Consider the following 14,970-nt stretch of genomic DNA (forward strand, 5'->3'; position numbering starts at 1 on the left):
CGACCGACCGTGATTGCAGCTACGCCGCTGCGCGCGGGCCGACGGCCTTGCCATGCAGCGAAAGCGCCGCCGTCTTCAGGCAATCGAGATAATGCTGGCGGTTGCGGATGCCGTCCTCGCGCGGGGTCACCAGGCAGAGCGTGGCGGTGCAGCGATCCTGTCCGTCGAAGACGGGCACGGCAAAGCAATGGGTGAAGCTGTCGACAATGCTGTTGAAGGTAAACTCGCCCGCGGCGGCGGCCTGGCGGACTTCGGCGATGAAGTGGCCCGGATCCAGCAGGCTGCCATTGGGCAGACGGAAATCACCGGGCGGAACGAAATCCCGGATCTCCTGGTCGCTCAGATGCGACAGCAGAAGGCGCCCCGACGCCGTCCAGGGAATCGGCACGGCACGCCCGACATCGGAGGAAATCCGGAAAGGCCTGACGCCCTCCTTCATGCGGACGACCGTATATTTGTTGCCATCCAACATGCAGAACTGGGCGGTCTCGCGCGTCTCCGCCGCAATCTGGGCCAGGACCTTGTCGCATTCGCGCATGAAATCGAAATGGTCCTCATAGGCCGCGCCGAGGAAATAGAGCTTGCGGCCGAGATAGACCCGGCCCTCGCCATCGGCATATTCGAGAATACCGTTGCGCAAGAGAAGGTTGACCAGTTCGTAGACCGATGAGCGCGGCGCCCCGATCCGGGCAGCGATCTCGTTGGGCTTGGTCGGCTCGCGCTTCATGCGCAGGAAATCGAGAATTTCGAAGGCACGATCAAGCCCGCGTGTGCGCCTGGCAATACCTTCGTCGCTGATTGAATCCATTTCCTATCCTACCTGACCCGCTCGAGCGGGCTGCCCGCCGCCGTTGTTTCACTGATGAACGTTACGGCACGCATCAATGCAAGCCTCAAACCGCTCGTTTCAGCAACGATATTTCGGATGGCGGCTGCAACGCCTTCAAAAATTTCGCCACCTGCTTGTCAGCCTCGAAAAACCACCTATAGTTCGCGCTGTCCGATATTGTGACCATATGTACAGTATATTGTACATCATGCAAGAGCCAAGGCTGCGAACAAGGCCCGCTGGCTCACAAGAGGGGAACGACATGATCAAGACTTCTTTGCTGCGGAAGCTTACCGATCGGCGCGCCTTGATGGCGGGAGTAGGGCTCGCCGTACTGGCCTTCGCGGCCACGGCCGGCGTGGCTCAGGCTGCCTCGAATTGCGTCAAAGGCGATCGCAAGGCGCCTTATCGCATCGGCTGGGCCAACATCTACTCCGTACCGACCTGGATGAAGCAGACGGAAGGCACCATCGTCAGCGAAGTCGACGCGCTCAAGAAGGAGGGGCTGGTCAAGGACCTGATGATCACCGACGCCCAGGGCAATGCCCAGACCCAGATCCAGCAGATCCAGTCGATGATCGACGCCAACCTCGATGCCATCATCGTCGAGGCCGGTTCGTCCACGGCGCTTGACCGCGTCGTCTCCGATGCCTGCGCCAAGGGCATTGCCGTGATGAATTTCGACAGCCTCGTCGACACCGACAATCTTACCGCCAAGATCAACACGGATTCGCTCGAATGGGGCAAGCAGGCCGCCGAATGGATGGTCAAGCAGCTCGGCGGCAAGGGCAAGATCATCATCATGAACGGCCCGGCCGGCGTCTCGGTCAGCGACGATCGCCGCAAGGGTGCCCAGCCGGTGCTCGACGCCAATAAGGGTCTTGAAATCATCACCGAGACCAATACCGAATACAATGTCGCACCGGCCCAGGAAGCGATGACCAGCCTGCTCTTCGCCAATCCGCAGATCGACGGGGTGCTGTCGCTCGGGGGCGCCCTGTCGGCCGGCTCGGTGCTCGCCTTCGACCGCCAGGGCCGCGACCAGGTACCGACCACCGGCGAGAACGCCCGCCAGTTCCTGGAACTGTGGAAGGAGAAGAAGCTGAAGGGCTGGGGCACCATGCAGCCCAATTGGCTCGGTGCCTTCTCGGTCTATGCGGCGGTCCAGGCCTTGCAGGGCAAGACCATCCCGGCCAAGGTCAAGGTGCCGCTGCCGGTGATCGACGACAGCAATATCGACTCCTATCTCGCCCGCGCCGACAAGTTCCCGGCGGATGGCTACATCTACTCCGACTATGACCGCGCGCTCTTCGACAAGCTGCTGGCGCAGTAGACGTCGAGGTTCGCACGGAGAGTTTGTTTCATGAGCGATCGTCCGCCTTTGCTGGAAGCCCGCCAGGTCCTGAAGGGCTTCTACGGCAATCCGGTACTGAAGGGTGTCAGCATCACGTTGCGCCCGGGCCGGGTCCATGCCCTGCTGGGCGAGAACGGCGCCGGCAAGTCGACCCTGATCAACCTGTTGTCCGGTGCCCTGGCACCGGACGGCGGCGAGATCGTGCTCGACGGCAAGTCCCTCACGCGTTTCAGCCCCGATCTCGCCCGCAAGGCCGGGATCGCGGTGGTGCAGCAGGAACTCAGCCTCACGCCGGAGCTTTCCATCGCCGAGAATATCGGCCTCGGCGCCTATCCCCGCCGTTTCGGCCTGGTGGACTACCAGGAACTGCAGCGGAGGGTCGCGGAGGTCTGTGGCCTTGTCGGCCTGACGGAAGCGCCCGACACCCTGGTCGGCGACCTCGCGCTCGGCCGCCGCCAGATGGTGGAGATTGCCAAGGCGCTGTTTCGCCGCCCGCGCGTGCTGATCCTGGACGAGCCGACTTCCTCGCTGTCGGGCCATGAGGCCGGCATCCTGGCGGGATTGATCGGCAGGCTGTGCGAAGAAGGGCTGGCGCTTCTCTACATCTCGCATCGCCTCAACGAGGTGCGGGCCCTGTGCTCGCATGTTACGGTGCTGAAGGACGGCGTTGTCACGGCCGACCAGCCGCTCGCCGGCGTCGACGCCGAGGGACTGGTACGCCTGATGGTGGGGCGCGATGCCGGCGACCTCTTCCCGGCCTGGACACCGCGGAGCATCGGCGAGGAACGCATCCACCTTCAGGGCTTTTCCGCCGGCATGGTGCGCGACGTCGATTTCAGCGCTCGCTCGGGCGAGATCGTCGGTATTGGCGGCCTGGTGGGGCAGGGCCAGGAGGATTTCCTGCTTGGGCTCTATGGCGCCATGCCTGCTTCGGCTCGCAGCGCCCATCTATGCGGCAGGTCGGGCCTGTTCACCACGGTGGGGGCCGCCAACGACGCGGGCCTTGCCTATGTGCCCGCCGACCGCAAGAAGGAGGGGCTGATCCTGCCCCATTCCATCGCCTCCAACCTGTTGCTGCCTTCGCTCGACCTGCAGGCGCGGCGCGGGCTGCGGGACAGCGGCCGCGAACGCTCGCTGGTCGCGGAGCTTGCCAGGCGCCTCACCATCAAGGGCGACACCGAGCGCCCGGTCCAGGCCCTGTCCGGCGGCAACCAGCAGAAGGTGGCACTGGCCAAATGGCTGCCGCTCGATCCTTCGGTGCTGCTGCTCAACGATCCCACGCGCGGCGTCGATATCGAGACCAAGCGGGAGATCTATCTGATGCTCCAGGGCTTCGCCGCCGACGGCAAGCTGGTGATCCTGTTGAGCTCGGATACGCCCGAACTCGTGCATCTGTGCGACCGGGTGGTGGTGTTCAGCGAGGGGCGGGCGGTGTCCGCGCTCGAGGGCGATGCCATTTCCGAGGAAGCCATCGTCGGCTCCGCCATGGGCGTCTCCAACCGGGAGGTCGCGGCATGAGCGGCACTGTCTCCTCATCCAAGCTCTATTGGGCAGTCCAGCGCCGCCGCAATCGCGGCCTCGGCGGTCTCTACGTGGTCGTCGCCGTCTTCCTGCTGCTCTATGCCTGGCTCTTTCCCGGTATTCTGAGCCTCGGTGGCTTTTCCAAATTCACCCAGAACTGGTTCCCGCTCGCTTTGGTCACCATGGCGCAGGCCCTGCTGATGCTGAATGGCGGCATCACCCTGGCGGTCGGGCCGATGGTGAGCCTCGGCGCCGTGATCGCCGCCACGACCATGGGCGGGCCGGCGGGCTCGGTCGGCGGCATCCTGCTGGTGGCCCTGGCCGGGCTGGCGATCGGCAGCCTGATCGGCGTGATCGTCGCCTATCTGCGCCTGCCGGCCATCATCGTCACGCTCGCCGGTTCCTTCATCATCACCGGCGTGGCCCTGCTGATCCTGCCGCGGCCCGGTGGCTTCGTGCCGCCCTGGTTCTCCGAATTCCTGGCCGGCGACGGACCGACGGCCTTCATCCTGCTCCTCATCGTGCTGGTGGCCTGGAAGCTGTTCCTGGCCACGCCGACCGGCCTCGGCATCTATGCTGCCGGCGACAATCCGGTCGGCGCCTATCGCTCGGGCGTGCCGGTGGAAAGGGTGAAGGTGATTTCCTTCGCCGTCTCCGGCCTCCTCGCCGTCCTCGCCGGCCTCTTCGTGGCAGCCCAGACCGGATCGGGCGACCCCGTCATCGGCAATCCCTTCACGCTGAATTCGATCGCCGGAGCGGTGCTGGGCGGCGTCGGCTTTCTCGGCGGCAAAGGCACCATGCGTGGCGCCATCTGCGGCAGCTTGCTGCTCTCGGTGATGATCAATGTGATGTTCTTCCTCGGCTTCCCCCCGGTCGCCCAATATGTCGCCCAGGGCCTGATCATCGTCGGGGCCGTGGCCATTCCCGAACTCTCCGCGCGCTGGAGGAAGAAATGAGCGGCCTCGTCACGACCGTCAGGGGGCTGTTCAGGAACCCGGCGCTGCTCACTTTGATCCTGGTGGCGCTGGTCTGGCTCGTCGCCAGCTTCAGCCTGCGCGGCTTCGGCGCCTATGGCCATCTGCGCTATCTCCTGGAACTGGCCGCCGTGATCGGAATCGTGGCGGCGGGGCAGACCTTGGTGATCATCATGGGCGGCATCGACCTCTCGGTCGGGGCCGTGATCACCGTCACCGCGATCATGCTGCCGCTGATCTCGCCGGGCTGGGACGCCACCGGGCTGATCGGCATCGTCGGCGCCTTGGCGATAGCCACCGGTATCGGCCTGGTGAACGGCGCCGGTGCCGCCTTCCTGCGCGTACCGCCGATCATCATGACCCTGGCGATGGCGACCTTCCTGCAGGGCCTGCTGGTGATCGTCGCCGGCGGCAGCGCGGTTTCCGTCACCAACAAGGCCGTGATCTGGCTGGGCTCGGCGCGGCCGCTGGGCATTCCCGCCGGCATCATCCTGTGGATCCTCGTCTCCGTCGCGGTGCTCATCCTGCTGCATCGCATGCCGATGGGCGTGCGTTTCCTGGCCCTTGGGGCCAATCCGGTGGCGGCGCGGCTGTCGGGCGTGAGCGTCACCCGCAACACGCTGCTGCTCTATGCTCTGTCCGGCTTCTTTGCAGGCCTCGCCGGCACGCTGATCCTCGGCATGAACCGGCAGGGCTATGTCGGCATCGGCGATCCCTATCTGCTGATGTCGATCGCCGCGGTGGTGCTCGGCGGCACCTCCATTCTCGGCGGCAAGGGCAGTTATGCCGGCACCATCCCGGGCGCCATCCTGCTGGTGACTACCACGGCGCTGATCACGGTGGTGAACGCCTCGCCTGGCTGGCGCTCGATCATGTTCGGTTCGCTCATTCTGGCCCTGCTGCTGATCTCGGGGCGTGAGGCGCGCCGATGACCGCTCTCTATGGCGGGCCGGTGATCGACCCGCATCATCACCTCTGGGATCTGTCGCTGGGGCGCCACCCCTGGCTGCGCCCGCCGGAACGGGAAGAAAGGGAAATGGTGTTCGGCAGCCTGGCGCCGATCCGCCGCGACTACGGCGTCGCCGACTATCGCGCCGATGCCGCCGGTCAGAACATCGTCGCCACCGTGCATGTCGAAGCGGGCTGGTCTTCCGAATACCCCTTGGAGGAAAGCCGCTGGCTCGAAAGCCTCGACAGGCGTTCCGGCGTGGCGCGGCGCATCGTGGCTCGCGTGCCACTCGATCGTCCCGACGCTGCGGTGCTGCTGGAGGCGGAAGCGGCAAACGACCTGGTCGTCGGCATCCGGGATATCGTCAGCTGGCACCCCGAACCCGCCAAGAGCTTTGCCCGTTCGAAGGACCTGATGGGCGATCCGCGCTGGCGCGACGGCCTGCGCCAGGCGACGCGGCTCGGCCTGTCCTTCGACCTCATGCTGTTTCCCTGGCAAATGACGGAAGCCCTGCGTCTGGTTGCAGATTTTCCCGATACGATCTTCGTGCTCGACCATTGTGGCAGCCCGGCTGACCGCAGTCCGGAGGGCATGACGCTGTGGCGGCGGGGCCTGCAAGCTTTGGGGCGAGCCGACAATGTCCTCGTCAAGATCTCGGATCTCGTTGCCTATGACAATGACTGGAGCCTCGACAGCCTGAGGCCGGTGATCGAACACTGCATCGCCTGTTTCTGTCCGGGGCGTGCCATGTTCGCCAGCGATTTCCCGGTTGCCGGGCTGCATGCCAGCTTCGCGGAGGTCTACGAGGCCTTTCGAACCGTTGCCTCCGAATTCAGCGCGGATGAACAGCGGGATCTCTTCTTTGCCACCGCCGACCGGGTCTACCGCCTCGGCCTCGATAAAGCTGCTACCAGCGAAACCTGATCCATGTCCGACCTTCATCTTTCCCTCGATGCCATCGATGACCGCATGCGCGGCTTTCCCGCCGGCCATGCTCCCTTGCCGCTCGCCGAAATCGGCCGGCAGGGCTGGAAGCCTTATGACGGCACCATGTCGCTGCCGCTGATGTCGCTCGACCGCCCGGCCTTCGATGGCAATGTCGCTTTGATGATGCGCTATGTCCGCGACCATGGCGTCGCCATCGCCCCTCATGCCAAGACGCCGATGTCGACTGATATCGCCAAGGAACTGCTCGAGGCCGGAGCCTGGGGTATGACGGTCGCCGATATCCGCCAGGCTTCGGTCCTGCTCAAGGCCGGTTTCGATCGGCTGATCCTGGCCAATGAGATTGGGGGCAAGGCCGCTGCTCGGCGGCTTGCGGCCTTGCTCGCCGGGCATCCGCAGGCGCAGATGCATGTTTTCGTCGACTCGGCCGAATTGGCTGACAGCCTGCTGGAGATCTGGCAGGCGCGGGATGACCTGCCACCCCTCGGCCTGCTGCTGGAGGTCGGTGCCGGACGGGCCGGAGCAAGGACGATCGAGGCCGCACAGGCCATTCTCGATGCGATCCTCGCCGGTGAGAATGCAGGCATCAGACTGAGCGGCATCGGTGCCTATGAAGGCGCCGCGGCGACGGCGGATCCGGAGGAAAGCATCCGCCGCATCGACGAATTGATGGCCCTGACGGTCGAGACCCACCACCTCGTCCGGAATCGTGTAGGAACGGAACGGCCGCTGATCCTGACGGCCGGCGGCTCGGTGTTCTTCGACCGGGTCATCGCGGGCCTCGGGCTGGCCTATAAGGGAGATGCCGCCACGACGCTGGTCCTGCGCAGCGGCGCGATCTTCTTTCACGATCACGGCGTCTATGAGCGCGGCCTCGCCGCCCTGGATGGCCGATCCGGCTTTGAACTCTCGGGAGAAACCATCAGCGCTTCCAGGGGCTTCAAGCCGGTTCTGCGCGTATGGGCTGAGGTTCTGTCACGCCCCGAGCCTGACCTGGCGATCTGCGGCATGGGCCTGCGCGACGTCGCCATCGACCAGGGGCTGCCTCGTCCATTGGCGCTCTATCGCGAGGGACGCCGTATCGGCGCCCTCGATGCGGCGGCAGTTGCCCGGCTCAACGACCAGCATGCCTTCGTCACGACCGGCGGTGGGGATCTGCGCATCGGCGATGTCATCGAGTTCGGCCTGTCGCATCCCTGCACCTGCCTCGACCGGCATGCCCTGGTCTATGGACTCGATGTCGATGGCACGGTGATCGGCGCTTTCGCCACCTCCTTCGGCTAGAACCTCGAAGGGTTCATATTTTTACGATCTTACAAAGGATTATGATAAAATGATCATGCGATATCAGAAGGGCTCGCGCATGAGCCAGGCCGTCAGCTATGCCGGTCTCGTCCATATTGCCGGCCAGGTCGCAGATGACCGCAAGGCCGGCATAGAAGCCCAGACGCTGGACGTGCTTTCCAAGATCGAGGCCCTGCTCAAGGAAGCCGGCACGGACCGCTCGCGCCTTCTGGCCGTCAATGTCTTCCTGCCGGCCATCGTCGACTTCGACGCCATGAACGGCGTCTATGATGCCTGGATCGACCCGGCCAATCCGCCGGCGCGCGCCTGCGTCGAGGCCCGGCTCGCCGATCCGGACCTGCGGGTCGAGATGACGGCCATCGCGGCCCTGTAGAAAGCACTCCGCCATGCATAGCGGCCTCGCCCATCCCCTCGATTTCGACGCCGATGGCCGCCAGAGCGGCTATCTCAGCATTCCCTATTCCGTCGATCGTTCGCCCTATTACCAGATCAGGATACCGATCCTGCGGGTTCGGAACGGGCCGGGGCCGAGCCTCCTCCTGATGGCCGGCAATCATGGCGATGAATATGAGGGCGAACTGCAGTTGGCGCGCCTCATGCGCCGTCTCGATCCGGCGGCGATGCGCGGCAGCGTCACCGTCCTGCCGGCGGCCAATCTTCCGGCGGTGATGGCGGCCAGGCGGTGCTCGCCCTTCGACGGCGGCAATCTCAACCGGGCCTTTCCCGGCGATCCCGTGGGAACGCCGACCGCCCGGCTCGCCCATTTCCTCGAGCATGAACTGTTCCCGCGCCACGAGGTGCTGCTCGACATTCATTCCGGCGGCACCTCCATGGCGCATCTCCACTGCGCCCTGATCGAGCGCCAGCCGGACGAGGAGCGCTCCACCCGCGCCAAGGCCCTGCTCAGGGCGATGGCGCCCAGCCATGCCTTCATCGCGGATAATGGTTCGCGCTCGCCGACATCCATGGGCGCCGCCATGCGGGCGGGCATCATCGGCCTCAGCGGCGAATTCGGCGGCGGCGGCACGGTGACGCCGGCCAGCATGGCGTTCACGGCACGAGCGATCGACAATCTGATGCTGGCGCTCGGCATCATCGACCGTCCCTTGCTGGGTGGCGATGTCACCGCCAAGCCTGGCTTGCAGCTGCTGTCGCTTTCGCGCCATAGCCAGGGCATCTATGCCACGCACCGCGGCTGGTTCGAGCCGGCCGTCGAGCTCGGGGCTCGGGTTGCGGCCGGCGACCTTGCCGGCTGGTATCACGATCTCGAACGCCTGGAACAGCCCGAGGAAGCCCTCCGCTTCGCCGAGGGCGGCATCGTGATTTCACATCGGCTGCATTGCGACAGCCAGGCCGGTGACTGCCTGATGCAGGTGGCCGAACCGATCGAGGATTGAAGCGTTTTGCGATTTGGCGGAATCGCCAAGAGGCGTAAACACGTCGAGGCAAAGGGCATAGGCAAGGTAGCGTTTCTTCCCAACGCTCCTTGCTCCAGAAAGGACCAGGCGTCATGGCCGATACACTCATCCGGGGCGCGCGCATCATCGACGGCACGGGAGCCCCCTGGTATCGCGGCGACGTGCTGGTTTCGGGCGGCGCCATTGCCCGCATCGGCCAGGACCTCAAGGCTGATGACGACGCCACGATCGTCGATGCGGCCGAGCGCTATCTCGCACCCGGTTTCATCGACGCCCATTGCCATGACGACCTCATCTTCCTGCGCGAGCGGAACCGGCCCGAAAAGGCGCTGCAGGGCGTCACCAGCATCGTGGTCGGCAATTGTTCCTTCTCGCTCTACCCGGCCGTGCCGGCTTCGCGCGAGAACCTGCGGCTGCATTTCTCCGGCCTGCTCGGCGAGACCCTGGACAGCGAGATCTTCGCCGACCTCGACGGCTATCGCCGGGCACTGACCGGGGAGGGTATCGCGCTCAACCTGGTGTCGCTCGTCGGCCATGCCGCGCTACGCCTTGCAGTGATGGGACATGAGCGCCGCCCGGCAAGCCCGGCTGAGATCGAGGCGATGTGTGCCCTGCTCGCCACCCAGCTCGACCAGGGCGCCGCAGGCCTGTCGCTCGGTCTCGTCTATCCGCCGAGCGCCTTTGCCGAAGAGGACGAACTCTTCGCGCTGGGGGACACCGTGCGCAGCCGCGGCAAGGTGCTCGCAGCCCATGTCCGTTCCTACGAGGCTGGCCTGATGGACGCCATCCGCGAGTTCGGCGGCATTCTCAGGCATTCCGGTTCGGCGGGCCTGCTGTCGCATCTGCAATCGGCCGGACGGCCGAACTGGGGCCAGATCCCCGCGGCGATCGAACTGCTGGAAGGCATGCGCTGCGAGGGCATCGACATCAGCTTCGACATGTATCCCTATCCGGCCGGCAGCACCTGGCTCCTGCAATTGCTGCCGCCCGCCGCCATGGATGGCGGGCTCGACGGCCTCAAGGCCCGGCTCGCCGATCCCGAAAAGCTCGCCACCCTCCGCGAATGGGTCGAACATGGCGGCCCGGCTTTTCATGGCCAGAGCAAGGTATCGCTGATCGGCTGGGGCAATGTCCGCCTATCCGCCGTCGGCAGCGCCGAGCTCAAACATCTGGAAGGCCTCGACATGGAGAAAGCGGCGGGTGAGCTCGGCGTCACGCCTTTCGACCTGATGCTGCGCTTCATCGAGGAGGACGACGGCCAGACCGGCATCATCCTGTTCCAGCTCGACGAAGACGATCTGCATGCCGCCTGCTGCCATCGCCTCTACATGGCGGGCTCCGATGGCCTGCCGCGCCCGGGTTCCAAGCCGCATCCGCGCGCCTTCGGCACCTTCCCGCGCATTGCCGGGCCGCTCCGGCGCGACAAGGACTGGTTCAGCCTGGAGGATGCCGTGCGCCGCATGACCTCCGTGGCCGCGCAGCGCTTCCAGCTCGCCGATCGCGGCCTGGTCCGCCCGGGGCTCGCCGCCGATCTCGTGCTGTTCGAGGACGCCATCACCGACCGGGCGACCTTCGAGAACTCGACGCAATTGCCGACCGGCATTTCCCATGTCTGGGTGAATGGGGGGACCGTGGTTGCCGAGGGCCGCCAGACGGGCGAGCGGCCGGGCAAGGTGCTCTAAGTCGTGCCGTCTTTCGACGCGATGGCAGTGACGGCAGCGCGAACCCAATCGAGCCTTTTCGCCGGTATCAGGCCGTAATTGTAGAAATTGATGCCTTCTGCACCGGCGGCTACGGCCGCCTCAACCCGCGCGACCAGGTCGGCGGCACCGCGGTTTTCCGGATAGAACACCCGGAAACCGGCCCCCAGGAACTTGCCGGGAGGCAGGGCCCTGCGGCCGGCGGCGAGCACTTCGCCGATCTCGGCGGGCGTCATGTCGTAGCAGCACAGAATGAGGCCATCGCATATCCCGCCCACGGCGGCATGGTCCACGCCGCCGAGCCAGCCATCCTTGAGGTCGATCAGCACGATCTTGGTGGCAGGATCGGCCTTTTGCCGGATCTCGCGGATCAGGCTGGTCACCGGTTCGCTGCGCCAAGTCAGGAAGGCGTGGAGATCGGGCCAGGCCCTGAAGGCATCGATGCCGGCAGCCGGAAAATCGGGAAATTGCCGCTCCGGGATTTCGCGTTCACAGAGGTCGGCGATGAAGCGCCGCACGATCTCGCGCGCCGCTCGCCCGTCGACGCCGTCGCGAGAGGCCCTTGCCAGGCAATGCTCGCAAAAGCACAGCGACAGCAGGAAGTCATCCTCTGCATTCAGGCCGACGCCGTCCTTCTCATGGTGGTATTCATGCGCAAACCCCATGAAGTTCGGGCTTTCGAGCTCCAGCATGTCCGGCTTGTAGTTGCGCGTGACGTCCTCGACCAAGGTCACCACATAGTCGCGCGCAGCCGGACTCGACGGGCAGAGATTGTAGTAATTGGGGTTGCCGAAGGCATTGCGCGTGACATGGCCGGGATGGAGCATGCCAAGCCTGGTATTGTGCAGGCACACCGTCCAGCAGGAGACGCGTGGACCGCCAAGGGCGCGCTGCTCGACCAGGGCTGCCAGCATGTCGCCGCGCTCGGCGAGGTTTTGCGCCATCAGCGGCCGGATTTCCTTGTCCTGCCAGAGCCGTTCATCCGGCCTGAAATAGACCGTGCCGTCCTCGGGGAAGTAGGCTTTTCCAACAGGGCTGCGTGGCTGCAGGAAGCGGCCGGCGTGATAGGATGTCGCCAGCGAGATCGTATTGAGCCCGGCGCGCTCCCTCAGATCCGCGACGGTGCCAGCCAGCCCCTGGTCCTGGATGTCCCAGGGATAGGTCCACATGGATAGATGCATGGTCGCTCCGCCATAACGCTCTGCGATTTGACGAATCTATCGGAAATCGCAAAGACATTTAAAAACAAACGGTTATGGCGTGATGCTCTTACCTTGATGCACGCCTTGTCCTGGATCGAATCGGTTCGTCTGACAATAGAATTCAGGCCTCGCGGGAACCAAGCGGAATATGCCGCCGGCAGCGAAACGCCGCAGGATTCCGAGAGCGCGGCAAGGCCGCATCGCGCCGCCCGCACGAACTCGATTGCTCAAGCCTTGGCCTGAGTCGATCGTTTCAGGAACGGGGGACACAGCAGATAGAGCAGGGCACCCACCAGCCAGGCCCAGCCGCTCCAGGACGCCAGGGAGGCGACGTAGATCGCGGTGAAGAGCAAGGGGCCGATGATGGACGTCAGGCTGGTAAGGGCAGACAGCGATCCCTGCAACTGGCCTTGATGGTTCTCGCCAACCTCCCGCGACAACATCGCCTGCAGGGCGGGGGCGCCGATGCCCCCTGCCGCCAGGGGGATCATGATGGCGAAAGCCATCCAGCTTTGCGAGGCGAAGGCCAGCAGCACATAGCCGAGCGCGTCGGCGGACATGCCGAGAATGACGGCGCGATTTTCGCCGAGCCGCTGGGCCAATGGGCCGGTCACGAACCCCTGGGCGATGGCGTGGAGAATGCCGAAGGCGGCCAGGGACAGCCCCACCGTGCTCGTATCCCAATGGAAGCGGCTTTCATCGAACAGGACCCAGATCGACCCAGGCACCTGGCCGACCAGTTGCATGACGAAGAACACCGCCATCAGGGCCATCACCACCGGCAAGCCATGCACCCAACGGAAGGAGGCGATCGGATTGAAGGCAGTCCGGGAGAGGGGCCGACGCTCGCCTCGATGGGTTTCAGGCAGAAACAACAGAGCAAGCAGGCCGTTCAGGCCGTTCAGGATGGCCGCCATCAGGAAGGGGGCATGCGGGGAAAAGCCCCCGAGCAGGCCGCCGAGAGCCGGGCCGCCCACCAGGCCGAGGCCGAAGAACGCGCTCATCAGGCCGAAGCGCCGTGCACGCCGATCTTCCGGCGTGATGTCGGCGATCGCAGCGCCAGCCACGGCCGCCGTCGCGCCGGTGATGCCCGCAACGGCGCGGCCGACATAGAGCACCCACAGGACGGGTGCCGTCGCCATGATGGCGTAGTCGATGGTCGCGCCCGCCAGCGAAGCAAGCAGCACCGGGCGGCGGCCGAAACGGTCCGACAGGGCCCCGAGGGCGGGCGAGCACAGGAACTGCATCAGGGCATAGATCGCCAGCAGCACACCATAATGTCCGGCTACCGCATCGGTATGGACGAGAGTGCGCAAGAGCTCGGGCAAGACCGGCATGACCAGGCCGATGCCGATGGCATCCAGGGCCCCGACGCCCAGTATGAGGGGCAAGGCGAATTTGCTTGTCATGGAAACAGACAATCGGTCCGGGTTAAAATTTATCAGTGATAAGTGACGCCATCAAACTTATCATTGATAAATAGTCAAGGCCGAATTTGCGCGCCGGCTTACTGAATCGGGACCGATGGGGTAGGTATCATGACTGCATCGCCGTGCGGGAGATGGAATCTCCTGAGATGGTGCATGGAAGGACGCCATGGCGAAACTACAGCGCGAGAAGGTCATCCGAGCTGCCCTCGATCTCCTGAACGAGGTCGGTGTCGATGGCCTGACCACCCGCAGGCTGGCCGACCATCTCGGCGTGCAGCAGCCGGCGCTCTATTGGCATTTCAAGAACAAGCGGGCGCTGCTCGATGCCCTGGCTCATGCCATGCTCGCCGAACGGCATACGCATGCGGTGCCGCGGCCCGAAGATGATTGGTGTTCCTTCATCACCGGTAACGCCCGCAGTTTCAGGCAAGCCTTGCTTTCCTATCGCGACGGTGCGCGCATCCATGCGGGTACCAGGCCCAACGGAGCGGAAACCGCAAACGCAGAGGCGCAGTTGCGCTGCCTGACCGAGGCCGGGTTCACCCCGGCCGACACCACCTATGCGCTGATGACCATCAGCTATTTCGTGGTCGGCTCGGTGATGGAGCAGCAGGCGGCGCAGGCGGACAGGACCGAGCGCGCTAACCTGCCTCCTCCGGCAGCGACGTCGCCTTTGCTGGCCGAGGCCATGGAAACGTTCGATCGGGAGGGTCCCGACACGGCCTTCGAACGGGGACTGGGCTTCATCATTGCCGGGCTGAAGGAGAAATTGCAGCGATGAATGCGATCGAGCAGGGGCGTGCCCTGCGCCGGCTTCGCCTGCTCAAGGGTATCAAGCAGAGCCACCTCGCCGAATTGCTGGGTGTCGACCAGGCCAGCATTTCGCGTTGGGAAAGAGGGAGCGCGCCATTGGGGCAGGAGCGCTGGCTGGCCGCCCTGGATCTGCTGGCGGTATCCCCGACGCCGGCCGAAGATGCCGCCTTGAAACGCCTGGTGGCCTCCTCCGGCGCCAAGGTTCACCTGATCTGCGACCATAGTCATCGCCTGCTGGCGGCTTCCCTGCCGCGGCAGGGCGAATGGCACGCCGATTTGACCGAACTGCTCGGCAGGTCGCTGCTCCGCTATGCCTCCGATGACATCCTGGCGGCGGAGGAGGGGCTCGCGGCCCGCGGCTGGCATGAAGGCTGCCTTTCTTCGCTGACGCTGGAGACAGGAGCCAATCACGACCCCGTCCTGCCGATCGAGCCGAGCCTGGTGCTATGGGAGCGGGTGACGCTGGCCGATGGCAGGGCCGGACGGCTGGTCACCACCATCGGCTGATACGCCCCTGCATATTTTATGCA

14 protein-coding genes are annotated in these 14,970 nt (G+C 65.0%); 11 read left to right on the forward strand and 3 right to left on the reverse strand.

What is annotated here, in order from left to right; translation table 11 throughout:
• Positions 1–19: 19 nt before the first annotated feature.
• Entirely contained in the window at positions 20–808 is a 789-nt protein-coding gene (locus ACIGJE_RS16765) for an IclR family transcriptional regulator (RefSeq protein WP_311938302.1), read from the reverse strand.
• 283 nt (positions 809–1,091) lie between these two features.
• Here ACIGJE_RS16765 and ACIGJE_RS16770 point away from each other — a divergent pair, with 283 nt between their 5' ends.
• From ACIGJE_RS16770 to ACIGJE_RS16810, 9 genes are all read left to right on the forward strand, one after another.
• A complete protein-coding gene (locus ACIGJE_RS16770; RefSeq protein WP_367622662.1) occupies positions 1,092–2,162 on the forward strand; it encodes an ABC transporter substrate-binding protein in 1,071 nt (356 codons plus the stop codon).
• Positions 2,163–2,192: 30 nt separating this feature from the next.
• Positions 2,193–3,701 carry a sugar ABC transporter ATP-binding protein gene (locus tag ACIGJE_RS16775; RefSeq protein WP_415084794.1) on the forward strand — a complete coding sequence of 503 codons (1,509 nt, stop codon included), beginning with the start codon at positions 2,193–2,195 and terminating at the stop codon, positions 3,699–3,701.
• Positions 3,698–4,660: an ABC transporter permease gene (locus ACIGJE_RS16780; RefSeq protein WP_415084796.1), complete on the forward strand. Its 963-nt coding sequence runs from the start codon at positions 3,698–3,700 to the stop codon at positions 4,658–4,660. Before ACIGJE_RS16775 ends, ACIGJE_RS16780 begins: the two co-directional genes overlap by 4 nt.
• Positions 4,657–5,610 (forward strand): ABC transporter permease, encoded by a 954-nt coding sequence (locus tag ACIGJE_RS16785; RefSeq protein WP_415084798.1) that lies wholly within the window; start codon positions 4,657–4,659, stop codon positions 5,608–5,610. The genes ACIGJE_RS16780 and ACIGJE_RS16785 overlap by 4 nt, the downstream gene beginning before the upstream one ends.
• Positions 5,607–6,551 carry an amidohydrolase family protein gene (locus ACIGJE_RS16790; protein ID WP_415084800.1) on the forward strand — a complete coding sequence of 315 codons (945 nt, stop codon included), beginning with the start codon at positions 5,607–5,609 and terminating at the stop codon, positions 6,549–6,551. The genes ACIGJE_RS16785 and ACIGJE_RS16790 overlap by 4 nt, the downstream gene beginning before the upstream one ends.
• A 3-nt stretch (positions 6,552–6,554) precedes the next feature.
• Entirely contained in the window at positions 6,555–7,856 is a 1,302-nt protein-coding gene (locus ACIGJE_RS16795) for an alanine racemase (protein ID WP_415084802.1), read from the forward strand.
• 49 nt (positions 7,857–7,905) lie between these two features.
• A complete protein-coding gene (locus ACIGJE_RS16800; protein ID WP_311938314.1) occupies positions 7,906–8,250 on the forward strand; it encodes a RidA family protein in 345 nt (114 codons plus the stop codon).
• Between the two features lie 13 nt (positions 8,251–8,263).
• Positions 8,264–9,274: a succinylglutamate desuccinylase/aspartoacylase family protein gene (locus ACIGJE_RS16805; protein WP_415084806.1), complete on the forward strand. Its 1,011-nt coding sequence runs from the start codon at positions 8,264–8,266 to the stop codon at positions 9,272–9,274.
• Between the two features lie 113 nt (positions 9,275–9,387).
• Positions 9,388–10,977, forward strand: coding sequence for an N-acyl-D-amino-acid deacylase family protein (locus tag ACIGJE_RS16810; RefSeq protein WP_415084808.1), 1,590 nt, complete (start codon positions 9,388–9,390; stop codon positions 10,975–10,977).
• On the opposite strand, the gene ACIGJE_RS16815 is transcribed toward ACIGJE_RS16810, so the two are convergent.
• Complete coding sequence (locus ACIGJE_RS16815; protein WP_415084810.1) at positions 10,974–12,176, reverse strand: glycoside hydrolase family protein; 1,203 nt, start codon at positions 12,174–12,176, stop codon at positions 10,974–10,976. The genes ACIGJE_RS16810 and ACIGJE_RS16815 overlap by 4 nt on opposite strands.
• A 248-nt stretch (positions 12,177–12,424) precedes the next feature.
• Positions 12,425–13,606 carry a Tet(A)/Tet(B)/Tet(C) family tetracycline efflux MFS transporter gene (tet, locus tag ACIGJE_RS16820; protein WP_483678120.1) on the reverse strand — a complete coding sequence of 394 codons (1,182 nt, stop codon included), beginning with the start codon at positions 13,604–13,606 and terminating at the stop codon, positions 12,425–12,427.
• A gap of 187 nt (positions 13,607–13,793) precedes the next feature.
• Between tet and tetR the strand changes: the two genes are divergently transcribed.
• Together tetR and ACIGJE_RS16830 are read left to right on the forward strand one after the other, a co-directional pair.
• Positions 13,794–14,408 carry a tetracycline resistance transcriptional repressor TetR gene (tetR, locus tag ACIGJE_RS16825; RefSeq protein ID WP_483678122.1) on the forward strand — a complete coding sequence of 205 codons (615 nt, stop codon included), beginning with the start codon at positions 13,794–13,796 and terminating at the stop codon, positions 14,406–14,408.
• Positions 14,405–14,947: a helix-turn-helix domain-containing protein gene (locus ACIGJE_RS16830; RefSeq protein WP_415084816.1), complete on the forward strand. Its 543-nt coding sequence runs from the start codon at positions 14,405–14,407 to the stop codon at positions 14,945–14,947. The genes tetR and ACIGJE_RS16830 overlap by 4 nt, the downstream gene beginning before the upstream one ends.
• The last annotated feature ends 23 nt before the right edge of the window (positions 14,948–14,970 follow it).

The organism is Labrys sp. E2SS-1L (assembly GCF_057073705.1).

Excerpts from the sequence above, each read along its gene's own strand:
- ACIGJE_RS16805 (WP_415084806.1), top strand. The coding sequence starts at position 8,264 with ATGCATAGCGGCCTCGCCCATCCCCTCGATTTCGACGCCGATGGCCGC.
- ACIGJE_RS16775 (WP_415084794.1), top strand. The coding sequence starts at position 2,193 with ATGAGCGATCGTCCGCCTTTGCTGGAAGCCCGCCAGGTCCTGAAGGGC.
- ACIGJE_RS16830 (WP_415084816.1), top strand. The coding sequence starts at position 14,405 with ATGAATGCGATCGAGCAGGGGCGTGCCCTGCGCCGGCTTCGCCTGCTC.
- ACIGJE_RS16780 (WP_415084796.1), top strand. The coding sequence starts at position 3,698 with ATGAGCGGCACTGTCTCCTCATCCAAGCTCTATTGGGCAGTCCAGCGC.
- ACIGJE_RS16770 (WP_367622662.1), top strand. The coding sequence starts at position 1,092 with ATGATCAAGACTTCTTTGCTGCGGAAGCTTACCGATCGGCGCGCCTTG.
- ACIGJE_RS16790 (WP_415084800.1), top strand. The coding sequence starts at position 5,607 with ATGACCGCTCTCTATGGCGGGCCGGTGATCGACCCGCATCATCACCTC.
- ACIGJE_RS16765 (WP_311938302.1), bottom strand. The coding sequence starts at position 808 with ATGGATTCAATCAGCGACGAAGGTATTGCCAGGCGCACACGCGGGCTT.
- ACIGJE_RS16810 (WP_415084808.1), top strand. The coding sequence starts at position 9,388 with ATGGCCGATACACTCATCCGGGGCGCGCGCATCATCGACGGCACGGGA.
- tetR (WP_483678122.1), top strand. The coding sequence starts at position 13,794 with ATGGCGAAACTACAGCGCGAGAAGGTCATCCGAGCTGCCCTCGATCTC.
- ACIGJE_RS16795 (WP_415084802.1), top strand. The coding sequence starts at position 6,555 with ATGTCCGACCTTCATCTTTCCCTCGATGCCATCGATGACCGCATGCGC.
- ACIGJE_RS16785 (WP_415084798.1), top strand. The coding sequence starts at position 4,657 with ATGAGCGGCCTCGTCACGACCGTCAGGGGGCTGTTCAGGAACCCGGCG.
- tet (WP_483678120.1), bottom strand. The coding sequence starts at position 13,606 with ATGACAAGCAAATTCGCCTTGCCCCTCATACTGGGCGTCGGGGCCCTG.
- ACIGJE_RS16800 (WP_311938314.1), top strand. The coding sequence starts at position 7,906 with ATGATCATGCGATATCAGAAGGGCTCGCGCATGAGCCAGGCCGTCAGC.
- ACIGJE_RS16815 (WP_415084810.1), bottom strand. The coding sequence starts at position 12,176 with ATGCATCTATCCATGTGGACCTATCCCTGGGACATCCAGGACCAGGGG.